Annotated in this window: 28 protein-coding genes and 2 pseudogenes; 15 read left to right on the top strand and 15 right to left on the bottom strand. The window is 68.3% G+C overall.

The window, feature by feature from the left end; all coding sequences use genetic code 11:
• The first annotated feature begins 38 nt into the window (after window positions 1-38).
• Window positions 39-1,127, top strand: coding sequence for a glycosyltransferase family 2 protein (locus JAO74_RS12580; protein WP_199038425.1), 1,089 nt, complete (start codon window positions 39-41; stop codon window positions 1,125-1,127).
• Here JAO74_RS12580 and JAO74_RS12575 read toward each other — a convergent pair.
• Both JAO74_RS12575 and JAO74_RS12570 read right to left on the bottom strand, forming a co-directional pair.
• Entirely contained in the window at window positions 1,029-1,757 is a 729-nt protein-coding gene (locus JAO74_RS12575; RefSeq protein ID WP_199038422.1) for a class I SAM-dependent methyltransferase, read from the bottom strand. The two genes, JAO74_RS12580 and JAO74_RS12575, sit on opposite strands and share 99 nt — an antisense overlap.
• 3 nt (window positions 1,758-1,760) lie before the next feature.
• On the bottom strand, window positions 1,761-2,180 hold the full coding sequence (locus JAO74_RS12570) for a GtrA family protein (protein ID WP_199038419.1): 420 nt from the start codon (window positions 2,178-2,180) through the stop codon (window positions 1,761-1,763).
• 78 nt (window positions 2,181-2,258) lie between these two features.
• Between JAO74_RS12570 and JAO74_RS12565 the strand changes: the two genes are divergently transcribed.
• The 3 genes from JAO74_RS12565 to JAO74_RS12555 all read left to right on the top strand — a co-directional run bounded on the left by JAO74_RS12565 (window position 2,259) and on the right by JAO74_RS12555 (window position 5,253).
• Entirely contained in the window at window positions 2,259-4,040 is a 1,782-nt protein-coding gene (locus JAO74_RS12565; RefSeq protein WP_416194309.1) for an AcrB/AcrD/AcrF family protein, read from the top strand.
• Between the two features lie 101 nt (window positions 4,041-4,141).
• Complete coding sequence (locus tag JAO74_RS12560; RefSeq protein ID WP_199038416.1) at window positions 4,142-4,933, top strand: sialate O-acetylesterase; 792 nt, start codon at window positions 4,142-4,144, stop codon at window positions 4,931-4,933.
• Between the two features lie 140 nt (window positions 4,934-5,073).
• Window positions 5,074-5,253 carry a hypothetical protein gene (locus JAO74_RS12555; protein WP_199038414.1) on the top strand — a complete coding sequence of 60 codons (180 nt, stop codon included), beginning with the start codon at window positions 5,074-5,076 and terminating at the stop codon, window positions 5,251-5,253.
• Window positions 5,254-5,271: 18 nt separating this feature from the next.
• Here JAO74_RS12555 and JAO74_RS12550 read toward each other — a convergent pair whose 3' ends face one another.
• From JAO74_RS12550 to JAO74_RS12525, 6 genes are all read right to left on the bottom strand, one after another.
• Window positions 5,272-5,889, bottom strand: coding sequence for a MarC family protein (locus JAO74_RS12550; RefSeq protein WP_199038411.1), 618 nt, complete (start codon window positions 5,887-5,889; stop codon window positions 5,272-5,274).
• Window positions 5,886-6,752, bottom strand: a complete 867-nt coding sequence (folD, locus tag JAO74_RS12545) for a bifunctional methylenetetrahydrofolate dehydrogenase/methenyltetrahydrofolate cyclohydrolase FolD (RefSeq protein ID WP_199038408.1) — start codon at window positions 6,750-6,752, stop codon at window positions 5,886-5,888. Before folD ends, JAO74_RS12550 begins: the two co-directional genes overlap by 4 nt.
• Complete coding sequence (locus tag JAO74_RS12540; RefSeq protein ID WP_332908804.1) at window positions 6,749-7,030, bottom strand: DUF167 domain-containing protein; 282 nt, start codon at window positions 7,028-7,030, stop codon at window positions 6,749-6,751. The genes folD and JAO74_RS12540 overlap by 4 nt, the downstream gene beginning before the upstream one ends.
• Window positions 7,031-7,037: 7 nt before the next feature.
• On the bottom strand, window positions 7,038-7,340 hold the full coding sequence (locus JAO74_RS12535; protein WP_056532381.1) for a YggT family protein: 303 nt from the start codon (window positions 7,338-7,340) through the stop codon (window positions 7,038-7,040).
• Window positions 7,341-7,426: 86 nt separating this feature from the next.
• Window positions 7,427-8,341 (bottom strand): acetylglutamate kinase, encoded by a 915-nt coding sequence (argB, locus tag JAO74_RS12530; protein WP_199038406.1) that lies wholly within the window; start codon window positions 8,339-8,341, stop codon window positions 7,427-7,429.
• 51 nt (window positions 8,342-8,392) lie between these two features.
• A complete protein-coding gene (locus JAO74_RS12525; RefSeq protein WP_199038403.1) occupies window positions 8,393-9,061 on the bottom strand; it encodes a queuosine precursor transporter in 669 nt (222 codons plus the stop codon).
• Window positions 9,062-9,224: 163 nt separating this feature from the next.
• On the opposite strand from JAO74_RS12525, the gene JAO74_RS12520 reads away from it, so the two are divergent.
• Window positions 9,225-10,484 (top strand): NupC/NupG family nucleoside CNT transporter, encoded by a 1,260-nt coding sequence (locus JAO74_RS12520; protein ID WP_199038400.1) that lies wholly within the window; start codon window positions 9,225-9,227, stop codon window positions 10,482-10,484.
• 45 nt (window positions 10,485-10,529) lie between these two features.
• Window positions 10,530-11,294, top strand: a complete 765-nt coding sequence (locus JAO74_RS12515) for a MerR family transcriptional regulator (protein ID WP_199038398.1) — start codon at window positions 10,530-10,532, stop codon at window positions 11,292-11,294.
• Window positions 11,295-11,331: 37 nt separating this feature from the next.
• Here the strand turns inward: JAO74_RS12515 and JAO74_RS12510 are convergent, their stop codons facing one another.
• The 3 genes and pseudogenes from JAO74_RS12510 to JAO74_RS12505 all read right to left on the bottom strand — a co-directional run.
• Window positions 11,332-11,883: a fasciclin domain-containing protein gene (locus JAO74_RS12510; protein WP_199038395.1), complete on the bottom strand. Its 552-nt coding sequence runs from the start codon at window positions 11,881-11,883 to the stop codon at window positions 11,332-11,334.
• An 89-nt stretch (window positions 11,884-11,972) separates the two neighbouring features.
• Window positions 11,973-12,074, bottom strand: a pseudogene (locus JAO74_RS19270) (PEPxxWA-CTERM sorting domain-containing protein); the annotation flags it as partial.
• A gap of 186 nt (window positions 12,075-12,260) precedes the next feature.
• Window positions 12,261-13,439: pseudogene (locus JAO74_RS12505) on the bottom strand (esterase-like activity of phytase family protein); the annotation flags it as partial.
• A 188-nt stretch (window positions 13,440-13,627) separates the two neighbouring features.
• On the opposite strand from JAO74_RS12505, the gene JAO74_RS12500 reads away from it, so the two are divergent.
• Window positions 13,628-14,326, top strand: coding sequence for an EF-hand domain-containing protein (locus JAO74_RS12500; RefSeq protein WP_199038389.1), 699 nt, complete (start codon window positions 13,628-13,630; stop codon window positions 14,324-14,326).
• Window positions 14,327-14,498: 172 nt separating this feature from the next.
• On the opposite strand, the gene JAO74_RS12495 is transcribed toward JAO74_RS12500, so the two are convergent.
• Complete coding sequence (locus JAO74_RS12495; protein ID WP_199038587.1) at window positions 14,499-15,368, bottom strand: 3-hydroxybutyryl-CoA dehydrogenase; 870 nt, start codon at window positions 15,366-15,368, stop codon at window positions 14,499-14,501.
• A 70-nt stretch (window positions 15,369-15,438) separates the two neighbouring features.
• Here JAO74_RS12495 and JAO74_RS12490 point away from each other — a divergent pair, with 70 nt between their 5' ends.
• Window positions 15,439-16,569, top strand: a complete 1,131-nt coding sequence (locus tag JAO74_RS12490; protein WP_199038386.1) for a DUF1176 domain-containing protein — start codon at window positions 15,439-15,441, stop codon at window positions 16,567-16,569.
• Between the two features lie 3 nt (window positions 16,570-16,572).
• Here the strand turns inward: JAO74_RS12490 and JAO74_RS12485 are convergent, their stop codons facing one another.
• Window positions 16,573-18,045, bottom strand: coding sequence for a M23 family metallopeptidase (locus JAO74_RS12485; protein WP_199038383.1), 1,473 nt, complete (start codon window positions 18,043-18,045; stop codon window positions 16,573-16,575).
• Between the two features lie 209 nt (window positions 18,046-18,254).
• Here JAO74_RS12485 and JAO74_RS12480 point away from each other — a divergent pair, with 209 nt between their 5' ends.
• From JAO74_RS12480 to JAO74_RS12450, 7 genes are all read left to right on the top strand, one after another.
• Window positions 18,255-20,726: a helicase-related protein gene (locus JAO74_RS12480; RefSeq protein WP_199038380.1), complete on the top strand. Its 2,472-nt coding sequence runs from the start codon at window positions 18,255-18,257 to the stop codon at window positions 20,724-20,726.
• Complete coding sequence (locus tag JAO74_RS12475) at window positions 20,719-21,030, top strand: S4 domain-containing protein (protein WP_199038377.1); 312 nt, start codon at window positions 20,719-20,721, stop codon at window positions 21,028-21,030. The genes JAO74_RS12480 and JAO74_RS12475 overlap by 8 nt, the downstream gene beginning before the upstream one ends.
• A gap of 51 nt (window positions 21,031-21,081) precedes the next feature.
• Complete coding sequence (gene fdxA / locus JAO74_RS12470) at window positions 21,082-21,423, top strand: ferredoxin FdxA (protein ID WP_199038375.1); 342 nt, start codon at window positions 21,082-21,084, stop codon at window positions 21,421-21,423.
• A 7-nt stretch (window positions 21,424-21,430) separates the two neighbouring features.
• A complete protein-coding gene (locus JAO74_RS12465) occupies window positions 21,431-22,459 on the top strand; it encodes a proline iminopeptidase-family hydrolase (protein WP_199038373.1) in 1,029 nt (342 codons plus the stop codon).
• 208 nt (window positions 22,460-22,667) lie between these two features.
• A complete protein-coding gene (locus tag JAO74_RS12460) occupies window positions 22,668-23,201 on the top strand; it encodes a CarD family transcriptional regulator (RefSeq protein WP_199038371.1) in 534 nt (177 codons plus the stop codon).
• Window positions 23,202-23,318: 117 nt separating this feature from the next.
• Window positions 23,319-24,050, top strand: a complete 732-nt coding sequence (locus tag JAO74_RS12455; protein ID WP_199038369.1) for a head GIN domain-containing protein — start codon at window positions 23,319-23,321, stop codon at window positions 24,048-24,050.
• Between the two features lie 78 nt (window positions 24,051-24,128).
• Window positions 24,129-24,827, top strand: coding sequence for a GIN domain-containing protein (locus JAO74_RS12450; RefSeq protein WP_199038367.1), 699 nt, complete (start codon window positions 24,129-24,131; stop codon window positions 24,825-24,827).
• A gap of 154 nt (window positions 24,828-24,981) precedes the next feature.
• Here the strand turns inward: JAO74_RS12450 and JAO74_RS12445 are convergent, their stop codons facing one another.
• Window positions 24,982-25,800, bottom strand: coding sequence for an oxygenase MpaB family protein (locus JAO74_RS12445; protein ID WP_233150948.1), 819 nt, complete (start codon window positions 25,798-25,800; stop codon window positions 24,982-24,984).
• A 26-nt stretch (window positions 25,801-25,826) separates the two neighbouring features.
• Entirely contained in the window at window positions 25,827-26,774 is a 948-nt protein-coding gene (dapF, locus tag JAO74_RS12440; protein ID WP_199038365.1) for a diaminopimelate epimerase, read from the bottom strand.
• Between the last annotated feature and the right edge of the window lie 3 nt (window positions 26,775-26,777).

Genomic DNA, 26,777 nt, shown 5'->3' with positions numbered 1-26,777 from the left:
CATGACGCCCCGCCCCCGCGCCGCTACAACACCGGTTCATGTATCGTCCCCTCCATCGCCCTGCCCTGTCCGTCGTCGTCCCCTGCTATAACGAGGCCGCGTGTCTCGACCTGCTCCACGCCCGCATATCCGCCGCCGCGCGGGCGGCGGTGGGGGACGATCACGAGATCGTGTTCATCAACGACGGCAGCCGCGACGACAGCTGGGCAGCGATGCAGCAACTGGCGGAAACCGACCCCCGCCTCGTCGCGATCAACCTGTCGCGCAACCACGGCCACCAACTGGCGCTGACCGCGGGGCTGGACCTGTGCGCCGGCGACCAGATCCTCATCATCGACGCCGATCTTCAGGACCCGCCGGAACTCCTCGCCGACATGCGCCGCACCATGGCCGCGCAGGGCGCCGACGTGGTCTACGCCGTCCGCCGCAGGCGCGAAGGCGAGACGCTGTTCAAGAAAGCCACCGCCGCCGCCTTCTACCGCGTCCTGGACCGCGTCACCGACACGCCGATCCCGCTCGACACCGGCGATTTCCGCCTAATGAGCCGCCGCGCGCTCGATGCGTTGCTGTCGCTGCCGGAACAGGCGCGCTTCATCCGGGGCATGGTGGCGTGGATCGGGTTCCGGCAGGTGCCCTTTCCCTATGACCGGGCGGAGCGGCATGCCGGCGAGACCAATTACCCGCTCGGCAAGATGATCCGCCTCGCCTTCGACGCCGTCACCGGCTTCTCCACCGCGCCGCTGCGCTTCGCCAGCCATGTCGGCCTCGCGCTGACCGCCGTGTCGCTGCTCCTGATCGTCTATATCGCGATCGGCTGGCTGTCGGGCACTGCGGTGCAGGGCTGGACCTCGACGATGCTCGTCACCGTCGTGCTGGGCGCGGTGCAGATGTTCGTGCTCGGCATGATCGGCGAATATCTCGGCCGGCTGTACATCGAATCGAAGCGGCGGCCGCTCTACATCGTCGCCGACGTCGCCGGACCGATTCAGGGCCACGCCACGCTCGGCTTCCGCGCCGAACCCTTGCCGTCAGGCCGGCCGGGCGAGCGTGACGATCGAGACGCCGGGCGCCATCGGCACGCGCCCGACCATGTGGCGCTCCAGCCGGAAGATCGTCTCGAACAGTGAATTGACCACCGGCGGCGGCGGCGAATCGTCGCTGTCGTCCCGACCCGTCATCCGCCCCAGCAGCCGCGCACTCGCCGCCAGCGGGAACAACAGGCTGTTGAAATAGCCGAGCTTGTCCGCCTTCAACCCCGCCCGCTCGATCGCCGAGCGCAGCGTCTTCTTGGAATAGCGGCGATGGTGATGGTTCACCACGTCGTGCGCGCTCCACAGCCATTGATGCGCCGGCACCGCGATCAGGATCTTGCCGCCGGGCGCCAGGCACGTCGCCATCGCCGCCAGCGCCGCGACGTCGTCCTCGATATGCTCCACCACGTCGAGCACCGCGATCAGGTCGTAATGCCCCCGCGGCACCCCGGGCAAGGCCGGCAACGGCGCCGCGCCGACAGGCCGGCCCAGCCGCTCGCTGGCGATCTCGCGCGCCGCCGGATCGATCTCGATCGCGTCGATCTCGCCGAACTGGGCCAGCATCGGCAGATTGTGGCCGGTCCCGCACCCGATCTCCAGAATCTTCGCCTGCTTGGGCAATTCCCCGAAGCGCGTCAGATAATCGGCCAGGATGTCGCGCCGCGCCCGGTACCACCAATGGGTGGAATCATGCGCCGCCATCCGGTCATAGACGATGCGATCCATGGCTCAGGCAAACACCCAGAGGCGGTTCAGCATGAAGGTGACGAGCGGCGTCACGAACAGCACCGGGACCAGCGGCCACCACCACGGCCCCGCCAGCATCGCGTCGTCGGTCAGCAACCACACCCACAGCGTGTTGGCGCCGTAACTGACCAGCGACACCGCGAAGAACCGCTTCGTCGTCTGCCCCGCATCCGCGCCATGTCCGCGAAAGCTCCAGCGGCTGTGAATCAGATAGCCGGAGACCATCGCGACCAGATACCCGGCCAGATTGGCCACCTGTTCGGACGTGATCCGGTATTTGGCGAGCGGCGAATAGACAACCGTGTAGATCGCCGTGGTGATCCCCCCGGCGATGGCAAAGCGGACCAGCTGTCCGAAGACCTCGCTGCGCCGCCAATCATCCAGCTTTGATAGTGCCGCCACCGCTTGCCCTTTGCCTCGCTCGCCCTAGAGCGGAGCCCCGGCGTCTATAACGCGTACGGACAAGGGGAAAGCATTTTGATTCTGGATGGTGTCCCCGGTCTGAAGCGGGAACTGGATCGCCGCTGGGTCGCGTTCGTGCTGATCGCGTGGATCGCGGTGTCCGCCTGGTTCGTGTTCGACCGCTGGAGCGCGATCCGCTGGCTGTCGCTGGGCGACACCGACGACAATATGCGCCTGATGCAGGTGCGCGCGTGGATGGCCGGGCAGGACTGGTACGACCTGCGCCAGTACCGGATGAACCCGCCGGCCGGCTTCGACATCCACTGGAGCCACATCGTCGATCTGCCGATCGCGGGACTGATCCTGCTGTTCCGCCACTTCATGTCCCCGAGCTGGGCGGAGCGGCTGGCCTGCGGCATCGCACCGCTGTTGCCGCTGGGCGTCGCGATGATGGCGCTGGCCGCCACCGTCCGCCGGCTGGTCGGGCCGATCGCCTGGCCGCTGGCGCTGATCTTTCTGGTGATGAGCGCCACGACGACGATGCTGATGTTCATGCCCGAACGCATCGATCATCACGGCTGGCAGCTCGCCTGTCTGGCGGTGACCGTCGCCGGCCTGTGCGATCCGCGCACCGGTTGCGGCGGCGCGCTCGTCGGCCTCGCCAGCGCGATGTCGCTGTCGATCGGGCTGGAGATGCTGCCCTATTGCGCGATGGCGGGCGCCATCCTGACGCTGCGCTGGGTATGGGACCGGCGCGAGGAGCGGCGGCTGGAAATCTACGCCATCACGCTGGGCGGCGGCGGCGCGGCAGGGTTCGCGCTGTTCGCGTCGCGCGCCAACTGGGCAATGCGCTGCGACGCGCTGACGCCGGTATGGCTGAGCGTTCTGATCGCGGCCGGCGTGCTGCTGTTCGTCCTGTCCTATCTGTCGCCGCGATCGGTGATCGTGCGGCTCGCGCTGGCCGTGGCGGCGGGCGGGATCATCGCGGTCGGCTTCGCATCGTTTTTCCCGCAATGCCTCGGCCGGCCCGAACAGGTGTCGCCCGAACTCGTCCGCACCTGGCTCGCCAATGTACGCGAGGCCAAGCCGCTCTATGCCCATCCCTTCCGCGTCGCATTCCCGATCGCCACGCTGCCGGTCATCGGCCTGATCGGCGCGTTCGTCGGCACATGGCGCGCGCGGCGGACGCCGGCGCTGATCGGCTGGGTCGCGGTGACGCTGTTCACCTGTTTCGCGGTCGCCATGCTGTTCTGGCAGGCGCGCGCCGGCCCGGCGGCGGCGTTGCTGGCGATCCCTGGCGCGGTGGCGCTGGCCGCCCTGATCCTGCCGTGGCTGCTCGGCCATCCCAAGCCCGTCGTGCGGGTAGTGGGAACCGTGACGGCGTTCATGCTCGTGTCCGGCCTGTTCGCCGGCTGGGTCATCCGCTGGCTGCCGATCGACCGGCCGAGCGCTTATACCCGCCGCGTCAACGCCGCGACGGGCGAGTGCATGCGCACCTCGCGCCTGCTGACGCTCAACCGCTATCCGGCCGCCACCGTCTTCACCTTCGTCGATCTCGGCCCGCGCCTTATCACCATCACGCATCACGATGCGATCGCCGGCCCCTATCATCGCAACGGCGACGCGATCCTCGACGTGCAGCACGCCTTCAGCCGCTCGCCGGATCAGGCGCACGCCATTATGAAGCGGCACCGCGCGACCCTGTTGCTGGTCTGCCCGAACATGAGCGAATCGACGATCTACCGCGCCCGCAACCCCGGCGGCTTCTACGACCAACTGGCGCGACGGGGGTCGTTCGACTGGCTGACGCCGTTGCCGCTGCCGCGCGGCGCACCGTACAAGCTGTATCGGATCAGTTGAGCCGCAACGCTGCATCATGTCGGATCGATGCGGCAATTGAACCATCCACGCCGGATGTTGTTCTCCGATGACCAGGTCATCGAGGTGATACCGACATTCACATGATCGTATCACGCAAATCAGTCGCGCTGACGCTGGCTGGAGCGTTCATACTCTCGCTCGTCGCCTTTCTGGTATATCAGATTTCCACCCGTGGCTGGACGCAGATCGTTACCGGCCTGCCAAAGGTATCGGTACCGTGTCCGTCATCGGCGCAGGCATTTCTGGTCATCGGTCAATCGCATGCATCGAATACGGGTGTGGAGCGTCACCGGCCAACCGCCACGGCGTACGCCTTTGATGACGGCGACTGCTATTCGTTGATGGACCCCATGCCGGGAACCACCGGACGCAGCGGATCGATCTGGCCCGCGTTCGCCGATGCGCTTGGCCACCCGTCGGTCATCGCCAATATCGCGATCTCGGGTTCCGCCATCGAACAATGGACCACGTCCGAACAGATGGCGAAGGTTCGTCGGACACTCGCCGCGATGAAGGCGACGGGCTATCCCGACCCGATCATCATATTCATGCAAGGTGAAACCAACGCCGGGCTGCGGGACCCGGCGGCCCGGTATCTTGCCCAGCTTCGCCGGCTGATATCGGTCGATCCGACCGCTACATGGATCATCACGCGTGAAAGCGTCTGCCGGAAATCACCGACCAAATGGCAGCCGCTGGACGATGCACGCGACCAGTTGGCGCGGGAATATGCCGGAGTCGTGATCGGTCCCGATCTCGACCGTATTCCCATGAACAAACGGCAGGATGATCGATGCCATCTGACATCGGCCGCCCAGACCTGGCTGGGCCACCAGATTGCATACACGGTACGATCACTCGTCACGTCGTGATCGGACGATGGCGGGGTGCACCGCACCGAAGCTGGTCCTTGTCGATGATGGCCCACATGGCGGGTACCCCATAGGGAAGGAAACAGTTCGTTTCCCACCTCGTTGGACCTTAACCATCCGCTTTTGCGTAGGGCGACGCCATGCAAGACCTTCCCCATCCCGATCAACGCCCCGATCAACGCCGCGCGCTCGCCCGTCTCATCGCCCAGTCGCTCGATCTGGCCGACACGCTGGGACTCGACATGGTCGGCATCTCGCTAAACGGTGCGCTTGAGCAACTGATCGGCGCCACCACGCTGGCACCGGTGACGGCCCATTGACAGGTCGGCGCCCGGAATTCAGCGCAGCGTCGCTTCCAATCCGTCGATCACGAACTGCACCGCCAGCGCCGCCAGCAGCACACCGAGCAGCCGGGTAATCACCGCCTCGATCTTCGCCCCCAGCAGCCGCATCAGCGGCCCGGCCGCCAGCAGGGCCGCCAGCGTCAGCGCCAGGATCGTGAACAGCGCGGCCAGCACCACCGCCGTCCGCTCGATCCCGTCGTTGCGGCTCATCAGCAGCATCACCGATGCGATCGATCCTGGTCCCGCGATCATCGGCATCGCCATCGGAAAGATCGACACGTCCTCGACCTCGTCGGCGGACAGGTTGGCGGCGCGGTCCTCGCGGCGTTGCGTGCGCTTTTCGAACACCATTTCCAGCGCGATCAGGAACAGCATGATGCCGCCCGCGATGCGAAAACTGGCCAGTTCGATGCCCAGGCCCTTCAGCAGATCCTCGCCGAACAGCGCGAAGACCAGCAGGATCGCCGTCGCCACGCCGACCGCGCGGATCGCCATAGCCCGGCGCACTGTCGGCGTCGCTCCCGCCGACAGCCCGGCATAGATCGGCGCACAGCCCGGCGGATCGATCACCACGAAGAACGTGATGAGCGACGAGATATAGAGTTCGATCACAACGCCGCCTCGACACCGTCGCGGCGGCATGCCGAGACATAGGTGTTGCGGAGCAGGCAGGCGATCGTCATCGGTCCCACCCCGCCCGGCACCGGCGTGATCGCACCCGCGACCTCGACCGCCTCGGCGAAATCGACATCGCCGACCAGCCCTGCCTCGGTCCGGTTGATGCCGACGTCGATCACCGTCGCGCCCGGCTTGATCCAGTCGCCCTCGATGAAGTTCGCGATGCCGACCGCCGCGACGACGATATCCGCCTGCCGCACCCGCGCCGGCAGATCGCGCGTGCGGCTGTGCGCGACGGTGACGGTGCAGCTTTCGGCGATCAGCAACTGCGCCATCGGCTTGCCGACGATGTTCGACCGGCCGACCACCACCGCGTCCAGCCCGGTCAGGTCGGGCAGCACCGACTTCAGCAACATCACACAGCCGAGCGGCGTGCACGGCACGAAGCCGGGCATCCCCGTGGCGAGACGCCCGGCATTGACCGGGTGAAAGCCATCGACGTCCTTGTCGGGATCGATCGCCAGCAGCACGGCTTGCGTGTCCAGATGCTTCGGCAAAGGCAACTGCACCAGGATGCCGTCTACCGCCGGATCGGCGTTCAGCGTCTCGACCAGCGCCAGTAGCGTCGCATCGTCGGTATCGGCGGGCAGGCGATGCTCGATGCTCTCCATTCCCGCCTCGCGCGTGGCGCGGCCCTTGCTCTTCACATAGACCGACGACGCCGGGTCCTCGCCGACCAGCACGACGGCCAGACCGGGCGCGCGGCCCGCCTGCTCGCGAAAGGCCGCGACATGAGTGGCGATGGTGGCGCGGAGGCGGGCGGCATGCGCCTTGCCGTCGATGATCGTAGCGGTCATGGCGCCGCCGCATAGAGGGTGCGCGCGATTTCCGCCAGCGCAGCGGCGTCGCCGGCGATCCGGAGCCGCTTCACCCGCCCGGTTTCGCCGCTGATGATGCTCACGGCTCGCTTGGGAACGACGAACGCGTCGGCGATCAGGCTGACCAGCGCCGCATTCGCCTTGCCGTCGACCGGTGCGGCGGCGAGCCGGGTGACGATCCGGCCCTCCCGGCCACCACCGATCGCATCACGGCCGCCGCGCGGCGTCACCCGGATGCCGACGACGATGCCGTCCACCTGAACCTCAATAAGCGGCGCTGAGATAGCTCGCCGCGATGTTCGGGATCACGATCTGCCCCAGGATATAGATCACCAGCAGCACGATCATCGGCGACAGGTCGAGCGCCCCGAAATCGGGCAGGATGCGGCGGATCGGCCGGTACAGCGGCTCGGTCATCCGGCCGAGCGCGGTCCACACGGTGCGGACGAAGTCGCTGTGCGTGTTGATGATGTTGAACGCGATCAACCACGACAGGATCGCCTGGACGACGATGATCCACCACACGATGTTGAGCAGCAACTGGACGATCTGAAGAAGCGCGATCAAGGCATGACTCCGGTGGGGACGTGATGACTTTATAGGGAGCCGGAGGCTCTCGTAGAAGCCCTGCGCCGGATTAGGTGCGCGTCCGGTTAACGCGCCTGCGCCTTGGCGCTCACCAGCGTCCCCGCACCCGCCCGCGTGAAAATCTCCAGCAGCATCGCATGCGGGATGCGTCCGTCGAGGATCACCGCCGCATCGACGCCCGATTGCACCGCCGCCACGCACGTCTCGATCTTGGGGATCATCCCCCCTGTGATCGTCCCGTCCGCACGCAGCTTGGCGACCGCAACCGGATCGAGCGCGGTCAGCAGCGATCCGTGCTTGTCGAGCACGCCCGCCACGTCGGTCAGCAGGAAGAACCGCGACGCGCCCATCGCCGCCGCGATCGCCCCCGCCATCGTATCGGCGTTGATGTTGTACGTATGCCCGTCCGCACCGATGCCCACCGGCGCCACCACCGGAATGATGCCCGCGGTCGACAGCGTATCGAGGATGCGGCGATCGACCGCGATCGGCTCGCCGACGAAGCCCAGATCGACATGACGCTCGATGCCCTGCAACGGATCGGGGTCCATCCGCCCGACCTTCTCGGCCAGCACCAGTCCGGCGTCCTTGCCGGAGATACCGACCGCGCGACCACCCGCCTGGCCGATCCAGCCGACGATATCCTTGTTGATCGATCCCGCCAGAACCATCTCGGCGATCTGCGCGGTTTCCTTGTCGGTCACGCGCAGGCCGTTCACGAAGCGCGATTCGACACCCAGCCGCTTCAGCATCGCGCCGATCTGCGGGCCGCCGCCATGGACGACGACGGGGTTGATGCCGACCGCCTTCAGCAGCACCACGTCCTCGGCGAAATCGCGCTGCAATTCCGGGTCGCCCATCGCGTGGCCGCCATATTTCACGACGAACGTCTGGCCGGCATAGCGTTGCAGGTACGGCAGCGCCTCGGTCAGCGTTTCCGCCTTGGCGAGGAGGGCCGGATCGGGAGCATGACTGGTCATGGCCGCGCCTTTAGCGGTGCCCGCCCCCGCCGTCACCCCGCCTGCACGGCACTATGCTGATGGCGTACGATCCAGCCGCCGCCCGATGCCCACGAACAGATAGATCGCCGGCGGCACCAGCACGATCGACAGCACGACCTTGGTCAGCATCTGCCCGGCCATCAGTCCCACGATCGGCCGCTCGCCCAGAAACGAGATGGTGATGAACAACACCGTATCGACGACCTGGCTGACGATGCTGGCGATCATCCCGCGCAGCCACACCAGCCGCCCGCCGCCCGCCGCGCCGCCCGCGCCGGACAGTTTGGCGAAGATCAGCACGTTCAGCGTCTGCGAGATGCCGTACGACACCAGCCCCGCCAGCATCATCCGCGAACTCTGCCCGACCACCACCGGAAACGCATCGATCGCGGGCGGGTACATGCCCGGATCGTGCGGCAGGACCAGCACGATCTGGATCAGCACGGCCGACACGATCAACGGCACGAAGCCCAGCCGCACCAGCGTCGTCGCGGTCCGCTGGCCATGCAGCTCGGCGATCGCGCTCGACATGACGACCAGCAACAGGAACGCGAAGATACCCGCCTCCACTGCCAGCGGCCCCAGCGCGACCTGCTTCACGCCCAGCACGCCGGCGATGCACACCATGCCGCCGTACAGGACCGAAAAGACGAACAGCGAGCGGGAGATCATGGGCGCAGGCGCGGCGGGGGTTTCCATCGCCGGACGCTAGCGCCGGCTTCGCGGATGCACAATCGGCTGTCCTCTTTGCGCATTTTATGGTGAGTGGCCGGGTTGAACCGGGGATGGGACGGGCGTTTTGCCCGAAGAAGGGGTCGTTTGGCGTGACTTTCGTGACTTTCTTTTCGGCAGGAAGCCACCGGTGAGCCGTTTCCTGATCGGCATCGCCGGCATTCTCGTCATCCTCGGCATCGCCTATGTCCTGTCGGTCGATCGCCGGTCGATCCGGCTGCGCGTCGTCGGCTCGGCCTTCGCGTTGCAGGCGGGGATCGCGGTGCTCGTGCTCTACGTGCCGTGGGGCAAGCATGTGCTGCAATGGATGTCGGGCGGGGTCGCCAATCTGCTCGGCTATGCCAATGCCGGCACCTCGTTCCTGTTCGGGGCGCTGGCGAGCGATCCGCTCGGCCGTAATTTCGCGATCCAGGCGCTGCCGGTCATCATCTTCTTCGCCGCCCTCGTCTCGATCCTCTATTATCTCGGCATCATGCAACTGGTCGTGCGCTGGCTGGGCGGCGGCATCGAAAAGGTGATCGGCGTCTCGAAGGTCGAATCGCTCTGCGCGGCGGCCAACGTCTTCGTCGGCCAGTCCGAATCGCCGCTCGTCATCCGACCCTATCTGGCGGGGCTGACGCCGGCGCAGCTGTTCACGGTGATGACCAGCGGCATGGCCGGCGTCGCCGGCACGATCCTCGCCGCCTATGCATCGATGGGCATCTCGATCGAATATCTGCTCGCCGCCAGCTTCATGGCCGCGCCCGGCGGCATCCTGATGGCCAAGATCATCATGCCCGACCGCGCCGAAACGCCCGAAGGCCAGTTGCCGCTCGGCGACAATATCGAGGACGAGAAGATCGCCATCGCCGAGGCGAGCCATGACGAGGAAAAGCCCGCCAACATCATCATGGCGGCAGCGCAAGGCGCACAGACCGGCGTGAAGCTGGCCGTCGCCGTCGGTGCGATGGTGCTGGCCTTCGTGGCGCTGGTGGCGCTCGCCAACGGCCTGCTCGGCGGATTCGGCCACTGGTTCGGGATCGCCGATCTCTCGTTCCAGGGACTGCTCGGCTATGTCTTCGCGCCGGTGATGTTCCTCCTCAACATCCCGTGGAGCGAGGCGGGGATCGCCGGCGGCCTGTTCGGCCAGAAGATCGTCCTGAACGAATTCGTCGCCTATATCGACCTCGGCAAACAGGCCGCCGTCCTGTCGCCACGCACCGTCGCAGTCGTCACCTTCGCGCTGTGCGGTTTCGCCAATTTCTCGTCGATCGCGATCCAGATGGCGGTGACAGGCAGCCTCGCCCCCAATCAGCGCCCGCAGATCGCCCGGCTGGGCATCCGCGCGCTGGTGGCGGGCAGCCTCGCCAACCTGATGTCGGCGGCGCTGGCGGGATTGCTCATCAGCTGAATTCCGCTTGCGGTTGACGTTGCGTCAACCGCTATCGACCGTTTCATGGCAGAGACGATCGACATTACCGCAGTGGCATCGGCCACCGGCCTTACCCCCCGCGCGCTGCGGTTCTACGAAGCGCGCGGGCTGGTCCGGCCGCTGCGCACCGCCGGCAGGCGCCGCATCTATGGCCGCGGCGAGCTTGCCCGGCTTCATGCCGTCGTCGCGCTGAAGCGGGCGGGGTTTACCCTGACGCAGATCGCCGGCCTGCTCGGCGACCGCCACGTCGATCTCGCCCGCCTGATCGCCGCGCAACTGGCCGCGATCGACACGCGCGCTGCCGAGATCGCCGAGGCCCGCGCCCTCCTCCTCTCCGTTCAGTCCCGCCTCGATCGCCGCGAGCCGATCGACGTCGCGACCCTTTGCTCGCTCATCAGACAAGGAGACACGACGATGACCCAACAGAACTGGCAGGCGGTATTCGACCGCTATCTGTCCGACGAAGCCAGGGCCGATTTCGCCCGCACCGCCCCGGCGATGCCCGAGGGGTTCGATCAGGCGGCCTATTCCACCCAGTGGACCGACCTCGCCACGCGGATCGAGGCGGCGTTACCGCTCGATCCCGCCAGCGATCGGGCCGGCGCCTTCTTCGACGAATGGCAGGCGCTGCTCGCCCCGTTCACCAGCATCGCGACGCCCGCGATGATGACCGGCGTCACCCGCATGTACGACGACATGGATAGCTGGAAGGGCGAACAGCAACCGCCCTTCCCGCCCGAAGTCTGGGCCTTCATCACCAGCGTCGGCGCCCTCCGCCGCGCCGGATGACCGGACGGGAGGCCAGACCGGCCTCACGTCGCATCCGTCAGGGCGTGACCACCGTATCGATCACGTGGATGATGCCGTTCGACTGCATGACGTTGGCGATGGTGATGCGGCCCATATGGCCCTTGCCGTCCATGATCGCCCAGCCGCTGCCGGCCTTGTGGAACGTCAGCGGCTCACCCTGCACCGTGGTGTAGACCGCGTTGCCGCCATTCGCCTTGGCCTTCGCGGCGATATCGGCGGCGGTGATGCGGCCGGGCACGACGTGATAGGTCAGGACGGCGACCAGCTGATCCTTGTTCTCCGGCTTCAGCAGCGTGTCGACCGTGCCGGCCGGCAGCTTCGCAAAGGCGGCATTGGTCGGCGCGAAGACCGTGAACGGCCCCGGTCCCGACAGCGTGTCGACCAGCCCGGCCGCCTTCACCGCGGCGACCAGCGTGGTGTGATCGCGCGAATTCACGGCATTCTCGACGATCGTCTTCGTCGGGTACATCGCCGCGCCGCCGACCATCGGGTTCTTCTGCGCCGCGATCACCGCGCCGCCGCTGGCCAGTGCGACGGCCAGCATCATCGTCCGTATCGATCGTCTCATGGACATCGTCTCCTGTCGGCTGCCATCAGCGGCGGCCGACAGGAGATACGGCCCGCGCCGCAAAACGACGCAAAGCCGATGCGGCTCGATCAGGCGAAGCGGACGCGCACCCGCGACCGGCGCCGCGCCGCCGCCCCGACCAGGCCGAAACCCAGCACCATCATCGCCCAGGTCGTCGGCTCCGGCACCGCGCCGGTCAGCGTGCGATACTCCGCCTCGCTCAGCTTGAAGCTGTAGATCAGGTTCGGGATCAGCGACTGGCCGGCGGGGCACGCCGCGCCCAGCGCCACCTGGCTGCTCGTGCCGCCCACGCCACTGGTGCAGACGTCGAACTGGGTGTTGGCGGCGCCGCTCTGCGTGACCGAGAAATCGTTGTCGGTCACGACGATCAGCGTGTAGCTGCCATCCGCCAGCCGCGGTCCGAACGCGAAGCCCTCGATCTTCTCCGGCACGGTCATGCCCATCGCGCGCAGCGCGGCGGCGATGTCGAGGAACGGCGTCGCCGTCTTCGCCACCGGGTTCACCCCGGCGGGCAGCGTGTTGGTGCCCGACAGGCTGATCTTGCTGACATCGGTCGCCCCGGCCAGATCGATCCTGTAGATGCGCTTGGACCCCACCGGCGTCGCCGCCGTGGGATCGTCGACGCCCAGCCCGCGATTGTCGCGTTCCAGCACCAGCAGCGTACCGTCGCTCACCGCCTGGATCGCCGACACGCCGATCGAGCGGCCTTGCGCATTGATGTTGAAATCATTGGCCGTGCCGGGGATGCGCCCGTTGATGTCGGCGACCGCTTCCAGCTGATAGATATACTGCGCCTTCTCCGTCCCCGTCGCGACGTCATAGGCGACGATGCGGACGTTGCGGCTGAAGCGGCCTTCGGAATTGGTCGTGCCGTTGTTGGTGTTCCGGCCCTCGTCGACCAGCGGGTCCTGCAACACGGCATAGGCGGTCTTGCCGTCCGGGCTGACCGTCAGTCCCTCGAACCCGCGATTGTCCTGCCGGCCCGTGGTGATGGTCGACCGGCCATCGACGTAATTGGTCGTGCCGCCCGTATCCTTGGGCACGAGATTGGCGGGCGTCGCGAAGGCGCGGACGAAATTGCCGGCGGGCGTGAACTCGTACACCGACGGACCATATTCGTCGGACACCAGCAGATTGCCGTTGGGCAACCGCGCCAGACCTTCGGGATCGAGCGACCCGCCCAGCGTCGCCGCGCTGCCGTTCAGGATCTGTGGGTTCAGACCGCTGAAATCCTGGCCGTTCGCCTGCTTGAACAACACCGTGCTCTGCAGGTTGAAGCCGTTGATGGCGCCGCTGTTGTTATCGATGTCCAGCGTGAAACCCTGCAACCGCGGCGCATAGGGCAATACGCCGCCACCCGGCCCCCGGTCGCTCATGCCCCAGAACATGCCGGTCGCCGCATCATAGCTCAGGTCCGATCCGAAACCGCCCAGCCGGTTCGATCCGGCACCGGTCAGGCCCGACAGGTCGGTGCCGTTGGCGACGCTGAATTGCGATACCAGCGTCACCGCGCCGGCGGGTGCGGCGGCGAGCATGGCGGCAACGGCCACGGAGGCGGCGAACGAATGGCGCATGGTTATTCCCCTGTTAATCATCCGCGATAAACAGGATTTCGGTGACAGCCGCGTGACGGCCGGCGCCGCCGTTTCCCCCGCTGTTACGTTTTGAAACACGGACGCAACGTGGCGCGCCGAGGCGGCGGGCCTTCATGGAGCCCTTGTCGATGCCCCGCCGCGTTCTGTCCTGCCCCGCGTTCGCCCTTGCCCCCGCCGTGCTGTTCGGGCTGACCGCGCTTTGCCTCGTCGGTTGCGCCCATCACCCCGATAGCCCACCGCCGGGCGGGCCCGACTTCGGACCGGCACCGGGCGATCGCCTGTTCATCAGCCCGGCCGGCGAGCCGTTCCGCGCCCCGCACAACCCTGAACAACGCTGGTTCGCCGGCGCCGATCGCGACGACGACGGCCACCTGATACGCGCCGAATTCGTCGCCGATGCGATGCGGTTTTTCGCGGTGCTCGATCAGGGCGGCGACGGCGAGATCGATCCGGCCGACATCGATCGCTACGAAACCGTGGTGGCGCCGGAAATCCGCGTGCGCGGCGGCAATGGTGGCGGCCGCAGCGGATCGCCTAGGGACGGACGCGGCGGCGGTGGCCCGGGTGGCGGCGGTGGCCGTGGCGGCCCACCGGGCGGCGGCGATCGCGACCCGGCAGGTGGTGCTACCCCGACCCGCGCCGGGCTACAGGGCGCCGCCCGCTACGGCTATCTCGCCCTGCCCGAACCCGTTGTCGCCGCCGACCGCAACATGAACCGCGGCATCGACCGCGCCGAGATGCAGGCCGCCGCCGAACAACGCTTCGCCACGCTCGACACCGATCACGATGGCAAGATCACCCGCAGCGAACTGCCCCGCCTGAATTGATGATGCGCGCAGCCGGACCAACCGTTCGTGCTGAGCCCTTCGACTGGCTGGCAAGCCAGCCGCTCAGGATAAACTTCGGCGCGTAGCGCCGAAGTCGAAGCACTTTGTGGAAAGGTGGCCTTCGACTGCGCTCAGGCCAAACGGAAAAATAGGTCAAACGGCTTCCTACAGCTCACCGCGTCGGCACCGGCTCGTCGCCCGAATAATCATAAAATCCGCGCCCGGTCTTGCGCCCGTACCAGCCCGCCTCGACATATTTCACCAACAGCGGCGCCGGCCGGAACTTGGGATCGCCCGTCCCCTCGAACAGCACGCGGGTGATCTCCAGACAGGTGTCGAGGCCGATGAAGTCCGCCAGCGTCAGCGGCCCCATCGGGTGGTTCAGCCCTAACTGACAGGCCGCATCGATATCCGGGATCGTCGCCACGCCCTCGCCCAGCGCGAAGCACGCCTCGTTCAGCATCGGCATCAGCACGCGGTTGACGATAAAGCCCGGCGCGTCATTGGCCCGCACCACCCGCTTGCCCAGTGCCTGCGCGTAGGCCTCGACCTTTGCGACCGTCTCGTCCGAGGTGGCGAGACCGCGGATCAGCTCGATCAGGCCCATCACCGGCACCGGGTTGAAGAAATGTACCCCCACGAACCGCGCCGGATCGGGCGATGCCTGCGCCAGCCGCGTGATCGGAATCGACGAGGTGTTCGACGCCAGCACCGCATCCGCGCCCAGCACCTTGCCGACATCGGCGAAGATCTGGCGCTTGATCGCCTCCCGCTCGGTCGCCGCCTCGATCACCAGCGTGCAGTCGGCCATCGCCGCGACGCTCTCGACCGGATCGATCAGCGCCAGCGTCTCGTCGCGCGCCCCGGCGGTGATCTTCTCCTTCGTCACCAGCCGGTCGAGTGCCCTGGCGATACCGGCGCGACCCTTCTCGGCCTGTGCCAGCGACACATCGGCTAGCAGCACGCGAAAGCCCGCCTGCGCCGACACCTGCGCGATCCCCGCGCCCATCTGCCCCGCCCCGATCACGCCTATCGTCTGCATCATGCTCTCTCCGTCTCGTTTGCGGGCCGGCATACAGATCGGGGAACGAGGCGGCTAGGCGGCGGTTATCATGATCATGCGCGTAACGATCTCCGCCGCCCTGTTGGCCGCCACCGCTCTCGCCGCCTGCTCTACCGAGCCGACCGCGACCGACCCCGCCGCCAACGCCGCCTCGCCCGCACCCGTGCCGACCGGCACCCCCGCGTCCGTTCGGCCCACCCCCTCCGTCGCGACCACTGCGGTGAAGCCGGGGACGCTGAAAACGTTCGGCGACTGGGCGGTCGGCTGCGACAACACGCGCCTCTGCACCCTCGTCTCGCTCGGCCCCGATGGCGGCGAGTTTCCACCGGTGACGATGGCGGTCATGCGCCAGCCGGGGCCGGACGGCGCGATGGAGATCGCCTTCGCGCCGCTGGGTGACGGACCTGCCGTCAAACCCGTCGCGCTGGCGATCGACGGCCGGCAGGTCGCTTTGCCCACCCTGACCGGCGCCGACGCGGCAAGGGCGGTGACGGCGATGGCCTCAGGAAAGGAACTCGCCGTGATCGAGGCCGGCGACCACCCCCGCGCGCGCCTGTCGCTGAAGGGCGCTTCGGCGGCCCTGCGCTGGATCGACGATCAACAAGGCCGGGTCGGCACCACCACCGCCCTCGTAGCGAAGGGCAACAAACCAGCTTCCACCGTGCCCGCGCGCCAGCCCGCCCCGGTCATCGAGGCCGTCATGGCTGGCGGCACCGCCGCCAACCCCGGCAAGCAGCAACTTGCCGCGATGCGCCGCCGCGCGCAGTGCGAGCCATCACGGATCGACAGCGGCGATCTGTTCCGGCCGGAAACCCATGCGCTGGGCGGCGGCGCGACGCTGGTGCTGCTGCCTTGCTCGCTGGGCGCGTATAACCTGTCGGCGGCGATGTTCGTCCTGCGCGGTGACAAGGTGGAACCCGCCCTCACCGACGCGCCATCGGGCTTTTCCGAAACCCCCGCCGGCCCCGATTCGGCGGTATCGAGCGTCGTCAACGGCGAGTGGAAGGACGGCGAATTGCGCAGCTTCGCCAAGGGTCGTGGCCTCGGCGATTGCGGCGTCGCGCAAACCTTCGTTTGGGACGGCACTCGCCTGCGCCTGTCCGAACAGAGCGAGATGGGCGAGTGTCGCGGCAATCCCAACTACATTCCGACATGGCGGGCGCAGGTCGTTCGTCGCTGACGGTCAGCGCCCGCCCGGCCTCACCGCCAGCAGGTTCGCCACCTGCCGCTTGAACGCCCGCAGATTCTCGCCCGACAGACGCGCCACGCTGTTGAACGAGATCGAGCGCGGGTTGATCGACTGGCCGTTGCGCCACACTTCCCAGTGCAGATGCGGCCCCGTCGACATGCCGGTCGATCCGATATAGCCGATCACCTGCCCCTGCCGCACCCGCTGCCCCGGTCGCACCGCGATGCGGCTCATATGGCCGTACCCGCTGGCAAGCCCCGCGGCATGGTTCAGCTTCACGAAATTGCCATAACCCGCGTTGCGCCCGGCGCTGGCGACGACACCGTCGATCGCCGCCAGGATCGGCGCGCCATAAGGGGCGGCGATATCCAGCCCCTTGTGCATCCGCATGAAGCCCAGCAGCGGATGCATCCGCATCCCGAAGTTCGACGTTACGCGCCCCGCCACCGGCATCCCCATCGTGCCGCGCCGTTCGGCCTGCCCGGCCGCGTCGAACCATGCCGCCTCGCGTTCGCCATTGCCGGTCCAGTGCAGCAGGCGGATCGCCTTGCGCCCCTGATCCAGTCCGGCAAACAGCAGGTCGCCCAGCTTCGTCTCACCGGTCGCGGCGCGATCCTGCTCGATCACCATGTCGAAACTGTCGGCGGCGTTCACGTCGCGGCCGATCGACAGCCGGGTCGCCATCGCCTTGATATAAGACTCGACCGCGCGCGCCGGCACGCCCGCCGCCCGCGCCGATCGATAGAGGCTCGATCCCACCAGCCCCTGGATGCGCAGCGGCGTGTGATCCACCGCGATGGGTTTGCGCTCCAGCCGCAGCCCGTTGCCGTCGCGCACCACCGCCACCGCCAGATCGAAGCGCGCGCGCAGCGACAGTTGCTCCAGCGGCCGCGGCATCGCCCGGCTCGACCGGCGACCAAGCGTCAGCGCGATGCGCGTACCGGCGGGGATATCGGACAGCGATGCCGCCCCGCCGACCAGCCGTGCCGCCTCGTCCGCCTGCGGCCGCCCGACCCCGGCGCGTTCCAGCGCCCGTTGAAAGGAATCCCCCTGTCCCAGCGTCGCGGACAGATCGATCTGCGGCCGCTCGGGTGCCTCGGCGAGCGGACGGACGAGGTCGCTCGCCGCCATCCGCCGGCCGGTGGTGCTGCCCAGCGCCAGCGGCGCGATCGCCTGCGCGCGTGCCTGTTCCTGCTCGGCATCGCCCAGCCGCGCGGGGACGGACCCCACCAGCGGCCGGTGAAATCCCGGCGACAGCGCGATCGTCGCGGCACACAGCGCGGTGCAGGTGACAAGCCCCCGCCACCAGTCGCGGCTGCCGACCCGCGCGCCCAGATCGGGCACCCAGTCGATCGCCGCCGCCCGCGCGCGCCAGTCGCTAACGACGGGAGCCGCCACCGCGCGACCAAAGCCACGCGCGCTGGTGCCGCCGGCGAATTCCAGACCCTGATCGGTTTTCAGATACAACGGGCGACACTCTCGACACGGGTGATACCGCCGTTCCCCCCGGCGTCGGTCGTCAGGATTGTGCACCCGACTTGCTAAAGTCAAATTAACCCGCCGCCTGATGCCGCCCCGCTGCGACGGGCGGTGGCACCCCCGCGCCGACCCGCAATCGGACGGGGAACCGTCGATAAACCGTTGCGTAACAACGCAAGAGCCCCGATGTTACCGGCATGACCAGCCGCGTCTCCGGCGTGACCGCCGTTCTCGGCCCGACCAACACGGGCAAGACGCACCTCGCGATCGAGCGGATGACCGCGCATTCCAGCGGCATCATCGGCTTCCCGCTGCGTCTGCTGGCGCGCGAGGTCTACGACCGCGTCGTCGCGATCAAGGGCGCGGCCAGCGTCGCGCTGGTGACCGGCGAGGAGAAGATCGTGCCGCCCCAGGCGCGCTGGTTCCTCTGCACCGCCGAATCGATGCCCGCCGATCACGATGCCGCCTTCGTCGCGCTGGACGAGGCGCAACTGGGTGCGGATCGCGAGCGCGGCCATGTCTTCACCGACCGGCTGCTCCGCATGCGCGGGCGCGAGGAGACGATGATCCTCGGTTCCGAGGCGCTGCGCCCGATGGTGAAGGCGCTGGTCCCCGATGCCGAAATCGTCGGCCGCCCGCGCTTCTCGACGCTCAGCTATGCCGGCGCGAAGAAGATCAGCCGCCTGCCCAAACGCTCCGCCATCGTCGCGTTCAGCGCCGAGGAAGTGTACGCCGTCGCCGAGATGCTGCGCCGGCTGCGCGGCGGCGCGGCGGTGGTGATGGGGGCGCTCAGCCCCCGCACCCGCAACGCGCAGGTGGCGATGTTCCAGGCGGGCGAGGTCGATTACCTCGTCGCCACCGATGCGATCGGCATGGGCCTGAACATGGATGTCGCCCATGTCGCCTTCGCCTCGCTCAACAAGTTCGATGGTCAGCGCCAGCGTCGCCTGACCGTGGCCGAGATGGCGCAGATCGCCGGCCGCGCCGGCCGCCACCAGCGCGACGGCACGTTCGGCGCACTGGTCGACGAAGGCCCCGGCGCGTTCCTGCCCGAAGAGGTCTTCGCGATCGAGGAACACCGCTTCCCCCGCCTCGAAAACCTGTACTGGCGCGATGGCAGCCCCGACACCGGCAGCGTCGATGCGCTGATCGCCGGTCTGGAACGCCCGCCGCCCGCCGGCGTGCTGCGCGCGCCCCCCGCCTCGACCGACCTGCTGGTATTGAAGCGGCTCGCCGACGAGCCGTGGGTCCGCGACCGCACCCGTCATCCGGCGATGGTCCGGCGGCTCTGGGCGGCGTGCGGCATCCCCGATTTCCGCAAGCTCGGCCTCGACCCGCACACCCGCTTCGTCGAGCGCGTGTTCAAGCATCTGACCGAGGGTCGCGGCCATATCCCGCACCAATGGTTCGCGGACGAGATCGCCCGGCTCGACACCATCGCCGGCGATGTCGAGACGCTGGCCGGTCGCCTCGCCGCGATCCGCAGTTGGGCCTATATCGCGCAGCGCCCCGACTGGCTGGCCGACCCCGCCGAATGGGCCGCGCGCACCGCCGCGATCGAGGAACGCCTGTCCGACGGCCTCCATGCAAGCCTAACTCAACGCTTCGTCGACAAGCGTACCACCGCCCTGATCCGCCAGATCGGTGCCGATGCCGGTGCGCTGCCCGTCGTGGTGGGGCTGGAAGGCGAGGTGACGGTGGAGGACCACCCGATCGGTCGCCTCGACGGGTTCCGCTTCACCGTGGAACCCGGCGCCCGCGCCGGCGACAAGCGCCTGCTGCTCGCCGCCGCCGAAAAGCGTCTGGGCGCCGAACGTGGCCGCCGCGCCGCCGCGCTGGTCGACGCGCCCGATACGGCGTTCGTGCTGGCGGCGGGCGAGGTGTTGTGGACCGGCCACCGCGTCGCGACGCTCGCCGCTGGCCGATCGCTCGCCCGGCCCCGGCTGGTGCTCGACCGCGAGCTCGACTCGCTCGATCGCACCGCCCGCGACCGGATCGCCGACCGGCTGGCGCGCTGGTTCGCCGATACCGCCCGCCGCCGCGTGCCGGCGCTCGTCGCGCTGGCCGATGCCGCCCGCGATCCCGCCGCCACGTCCGCGTTCCGGGTGGTCGCGGCGGCGGTGGAGTCGGCCGGCGGCATCGTGCCGCGTCTGCCGCTGCGCCTGTCGCTCGACGCGCTGGCGCCGGAGGAGCGACGGCGATTGCGCGGGTTCGGCCTCGTCGTCGGCGCGCTCGACCTGTTCGACCCGCGCTTGCTGAAACCCGCCGCCGCCGAATGGCGCCGCGCGCTCCTCGCGGTACGCGAGACGCCGCCGGCCATGGCCCCCGCCGGCGCCACCGTCCTGCCACGCGACGCACCGGGCGCCAGCGTCGCCGCCGGCTTCCGCCCGCTCGGCACGCAGGCGGTGCGCGTCGATCTGGTCGAACGCATCGCGCGCGCCGCGCACGATGCCCGCGCCGGCCGCAAGCCGTTCCTGCCCGATCCCGCGCTCGCCACCTCGATCGGGCTGGAACCGGGGACGCTCGCACGGCTGATGGCCGAACTCGGTTTCCGCCCCGCGAACGACGCCTGGGTCTGGCGCGGCCGCCCGCCCGCCCGGCGCGCCGTCGTCGTGCCGGCGAGCGACAACGCCTTTGCCGGACTGGCGGGATTGTTCGGCCATGGCTGACCTGCCGGGCGCCGCGACCATGCGCCTCGACCGCTTCCTGTGGTGGGCACGACTGGCCAAAACGCGCGAGGCAGCCAAGGCGATCGCCGGCGACGGCCACCTCCGCCTGAACGGTCGTGCGATCGACCGCGCGCATGTCGGCGTCCGCATCGGCAACATCCTGACCTTCGCCAGCCATGGCGGCCAGATCCGCGTCCTGCGCATCGAATCGCTGCCGCACCGGCGCGGCCCGCCGGCCGAAGCCAGGGGGTGCTATATCGATCTGCAAGCTGCTAACGTCTCGCAGCAAGATCAGCTTGATTGACGTCTATCGCCATGCGGCATAGCAGCGCCGCGTTATGTTCCGGAGCTTCCCATGACCTACGTCGTCACCGACGCGTGCATCCGCTGCAAGTATATGGATTGCGTCGAGGTATGTCCCGTGGACTGCTTCTACGAGGGCGAGAACATGCTCGTCATCAATCCGTCCGAATGCATCGACTGCGGCGTGTGCGAACCGGAATGCCCGGCCGAGGCGATCCTGCCCGATACCGAAAACGGGCTGGAGAAGTGGCTGGAGCTGAACACCACCTTCTCCGCGCAATGGCCCAACGTCACCCGCAACGCGCAGCAGACGCCGCCCGATGCCGACGAGTTCAAGGGTGTCGAGGGCAAGTTCGAGAAGTATTTCAATCCGGAACCCGGCGCCGGCGACTGACCGCCCGATGACCGCCGCGCTCGACCGTCGCACGCTGCTCGTCGGGATCGGCGCCAGCATCGGGAGCGGCGTCGTGGCCGGGCTGGCGGCACCGGCGCTGGCCCGATTCGATCGCTTCCCGGCACCGACGCGCGAACTGATGGTTCCCGTCTCCGGTGGCCGCGTCTATGTCCGCATCAATGGCGACCTCGCCGGTCCGCGAGCGCCCGTCGTCTTCGTCCACGGTGGACCGGGCGGCACGCATGACGGCTATCTGGAGGCGCTGACGCTCGCCGATCCCCGTCAGGGTCCGCCCCGCGCCGTCATCCTGTACGATCAGCTCGACAGCGGCCGGTCGGACCGGCCGAACGATCCCGCCAACTGGACCGTCGCCCGCTTCACCGACGAGCTGGAGGCGATCCGCACCGCGCTCGGCGTCCCCCGCTGGCATGTCTGCGGGCATAGCTGGGGCGGCACGGTCGCGCTGGAATATGGCGCGCGGCGGCCGGCGGCACTGGCCGGACTGGTACTGGCCAGCCCGTTGATCTCGACCCGCAGCTGGATCGCCGATGCCGACATCCTCCGCACCCGCCTGCCCGATACGGTGCAGAAGACGCTGACCGCCTGCGATTCACCCACGCCGCCACCCACCGCCGCCTGCACCGCCGCCACCGACGCCTTCTATCGCCAGTTCAATGGCCGCGAACCGCCAAGCCCGGCTGTATTGGCGGCCCGCCAGTCACGGCAGGGCGGCGGCTTCAACCCACAACTCTACCGGACGATGTGGGGCGCGAGCGAGTTCGTCGCGACGGGCACGCTGAAGGAATATGACGGCGAACCGCTGCTCGCCCGGCTGGACGGCCCCCGCACGCTGTTCATCGTCGGCCAGTATGACGAGGCCCGACCCGACACGGCGGAAGCGTTCGCGACGCGGGTTCCGGGCGCCGAATTCGCGGTGGTGCCGGGCGCATCGCACCATCTGTTCGGCGATCGCTCGGATGAAACGCTGGGCCTATTGCGCCCGTGGCTGCTGCGGCACGATCCACGCAAAGCGTAACGGCCACGAAAAATCCGTCGCCGGTCGCGTTACACGATTCCTGTCGCTGGTAATTTTCTTACAGACATGTTAAACTGCGTCATCGGGTGCGGTATATATTACCGCCCGCCTGGAGACGTTCGATCCATCATTCCCGTTCGGTTCGTGTGCGACACCCCCGCCGCCACGCAACCGCCCGCGGAATCTGATCCAGAAAGGCCCTTTGCAAATGGCTGTCAAGGCACTGTCCTTCGATGTCGGTGATTATGTCGTGTACCCAAAGCACGGCGTCGGCCGCGTGATCGAGCTGCAACGCTCTGAAATCGCTGGCATGACGCTCGAACTTTATGTGCTGCGGTTCGAAAAGGAGCGGATGACGCTCCGGGTGCCGACCAACAAGGCCGAAAGCGTGGGCATGCGCAAACTGTCGTCCGACAAGACGATGCAGGAGGCCATGGACACGCTGAAGGGCAAGCCCAAGGTCAAGCGCACCATGTGGTCGCGCCGTGCGCAGGAATATGAGGCGAAGATCAATTCGGGCGACCTGGTGTCGATCGCCGAAGTGGTCCGCGACCTGTTCCGTGCCGACGACCAGCCCGAGCAGAGCTATTCCGAGCGCCAGATCTTCGAAGCGGCCACCAGCCGCCTCGCCCGCGAGCTGGCCGCGATGGAAGAGGTCGACGAGCCGCGCGCACAGGAGAAGATTCTCGAGATCCTCCGCGCCGCCGCCGCGATCTATAACAAGGACAAGCCGGCCGCCTGACCGGCGTTCATCGGCAGGTCGATTCGGGAAAGGGCGGTCCGGCGACGGGCCGCCCTTTCTCGTTTGCGCTCCTCCATGTTGTGTATTAATACACCAATACACAAGGGGAGATGTTTCATGATCCGCTCGCACTATCTGTCCGTCCTGCTCGCCCTAGTCGCCATCCCGGTCGCCGCCTGTTCGATGGGCCGATCGGACGATGAGGGCATCGCCGCATCCGGCACCGGATCGGAGCGCAGCTATGCCGTCACCGATTTCACCAGCATCGGTCTGGGCGGGGCCGGCGATGTCGAGGTGCGGGTCGGCCCCGCCTTCTCGGTGAAGGCCATCGGCACGCCCACCGCGCTCGACAAGATAAAGGTCGAACGCGACGGCAAGTCGCTGAACCTGTCGCGTCGCAAGGGCTTCACCTGGGGTGGCGGCGACAAGGTCCGCTTCCTCGTCACCATGCCGCGCATCGAGGGTGCTGACATCGGCGGGTCGGGCACGATCGTCGTCGACCGGGTCGAGGGGCCGTCGTTCAACGGCAATATCGGCGGATCCGGCCGACTCGATATCCGCGGGCTGAAGGTCGACAAGGCCGAATTCGGGATCGGCGGATCGGGCGACATCGCCGCCGCCGGCACCGCCCGGTCGCTGGAGATATCGATCGGCGGATCGGGCAAGGTCCGCGCGCAGCCGCTGCGCGCCGACACCGCCGAGGTGACGATCGCCGGTGCCGGCGACGTGCAGGCGACCGTGCTGCGCAATGCCGACGTGACGATCATGGGGTCGGGCGACGTCACCATTACCGGCGGCGCGAAATGCTCGGTCACCAAGATGGGCGCCGGCAAGGTACATTGCGGCTGATCCGCCGCCGCACCGTCACGCCATGACGGGGTGACGGTGCGGCTTGCACCCGGCGCACCTCCGCGCGACAGTCGGCCGATGCGGGCCATCCTCCTCTTCGCGCTGATCGCCAACCCGGCCCTTGGCGCCGAGCGGACGGTCGGCATCGGCAGCTTCGACCGGCTGCGCGTCGACGGACCGATCGAGGTCCGCGTCACGACCGGCGCGTCCCCCGCCGCCCGGATCACCGGCGGGCGCGACGCGATCGAGGCGATCGACGTGCGCCTCGACGGCCGCACCCTCGTCATCCGCCCGGCTACCACCGCCGCCTGGGGAGAGCGCCCACGCGGCGCCACCGATCGCGAGCCGCTCACGGTATCGCTCGGCACCCCCTCCCTCGCCGCGATCTCGTCGGTGGCCGGCGCCCGCATCACCGCCACCGCCGCGAAGGGCGACCGCATCGATCTGTCGGTCATCGGCGCCGGCGCCGTGGCGGTCGATCAGGCGACCGGAACCGACCTGAACGCGACGATCGTCGGTGCCGGCACCATCACCGTCGCCGGCCGCACCACGCGCGCGCGACTCGTCGCCAACGGCCCGGCCACGCTGGACGCGGCCAGACTGGAGGCGGGCGACCTGATCGTCCTGCTCGACGGCACCGGCAGCATCGCCGGTCACGCGCGCTACACGGCGCAGGTATCGAACACCGGCGTCGGCAGCGTCACGGTGACCGGCAACGGCAAATGCACCGTCCGGCGCGGCAGCAATGGCCCCGTCACCTGTGGAACGGGCCGCTAGATTCTGATGACATGAGGTTGAACCGTTCATCCTGAGTAGCCGCTGAGCTAGTCGAAGCGGCGTATCGAAGGACCGCCGCAGGTGCTTCGATACGGGCCTTCGACAAGCTCAGTCCCTACTCGGCACGAACGGTTCTACTCAACGTCATCACGCTCTAGCGTAGCGCCCAGCGCATCAGCCGGCCGACCCCCATCGCCCCCAGCCGGATCGCCGGCTTGCCCGCCGCCGGCACGTCGAACCCGTGCAGCGTCGCCGCCCAGCGCGGCATCAGGTCGACGCCCGCCTGCATCATCACCGCGTTGACGGGGGCGTTCAGCAAGCTGGGCGATGGCTGCCGCACCAACCGCCGCGCCATCTCGCGCGTGCGATCATCGACCCGCAACGCCGGCCGCATCGCCGTCAGATACGCGGTCAGCGCCACCCGCGTCGCCGGCACATCCACCGCGCCCAGCCGCCGCGCGACCTCGCCCATCTCGGCGACATAGGCGTCCTGCCGCACAACCGGCATCGCCGGATCGCGATAGCGCAGATGCGCCCGCAAAAAGCTGTCGATCTCCGCCGCATGGACCCAGGTCAGCAGGTCGGGATCGTTCGCCGAATAGGGCGTGCCATCGGGCAGCGTCCCCGCCACCCGGTCATGGATCGATCGCACCCGCCCGATCATCCGCTCCGCCGCTTCCGTGGACCCGAACGTCGTGGTCGAGATGAACTGCGCCGTCCGCTTCAGCCGCCCGGTCATGTCGCGGCGGAAATCACTATGGTCCCACACCCCCGCCAGCGCGGCGGGATGCAGCATCTGCACCAACAGCGAACACACCCCGCCGATCATCATGCTGGTGAAGTCGCCATGCACCGCCCAGGTCGCCGATCCCGGCCCGAACAGGCCCGGATCGCCCGCCGGCCGCGACAGGTCCATCTCGCCGGACCCCACCAGCCCGCGGACCCGTCCACCGATCGCCTGTCGTATATCCATCGATCAATTATGGGGAGCCGGACCCGTCAGCGAAAGGCGGCCGCCTGCGCCGCCACCGCCGCCCACGCCTCGACCTCCGCCGGATAGCGCGCCGTCACCACCAGATCGCTCGCGACCCCGGCATCGGCATCGACGCTCACCTCGCCCGCCCATTCGAACGTCGCATTGCCCGACAGCGTCACCATCGCATCCTCGTCCGCCACCGCCCGGACCAGCCCGCCCCGGTTCAGCACCGTCACCGCCTCGCCGAAGCGCCACCGGCCGGTCAGGCACGCAGCATAGGTCGATGCCGCCATCGCGCTGCCGCAACTGTTGGTCAGGCCGACACCGCGTTCATAGGTGCGCACGAATAGCGAATCGGCCCCGACCACCACGAAGCTGACATTGCCGCGATTCGGCAACCAGTCGGGCGCCGCCTCGCACTGCTCGCCGATCCGCACCAGTTCGGCCTCGTCGATCGCCTCGACGAAGCTCACCAGATGCGGATTGGGGATCGCCACCGCCGTGAACAGCCGCTCGCCGAGCGGCGCGACGGGCGCATCGACGATGCGGCTGGCCCCGACATGCATCGGCCAGCGCGTCACATCCAGCGACGCCGGCCCCGCCGTCTCGCGCACGGTATACACCCACGCCGCGATATCGGCATCGCGCGCGACGGTCGCCAGCGAGTTGACCAGCCGCACCCCCGCCTGATCGACCGCCAGCGCATCGAACCCCGCCCGCGCGACGCAGCGCAGGCCGTTCAGGCACGTCTCCGCTTCCGATCCGTCGACGTTGAACATGCGGAAACCGATCGGGTGCGTTGCATCGCCGTCCAGCAACAGCAACAGGCCGTCGCCCCCCACCGGCCCCGCCCGGTCCGCCAGCGCCCGCGCCACGCCGGCCCACTCGCCATCCGACAGCGACAGCCCGCGCGCGTCGATCAGCGGGAAATCGTTGCCCGATCCGTGGCATTTGACGATCGACAGGCGCATGGG

Source organism: Sphingomonas mollis (assembly GCF_016427505.1).
Classification (GTDB): domain Bacteria; phylum Pseudomonadota; class Alphaproteobacteria; order Sphingomonadales; family Sphingomonadaceae; genus Sphingomonas; species Sphingomonas mollis.
Note: the sequence above shows the minus strand (reverse complement) of the source record. Positions and strands in the feature narration are given on the sequence as shown.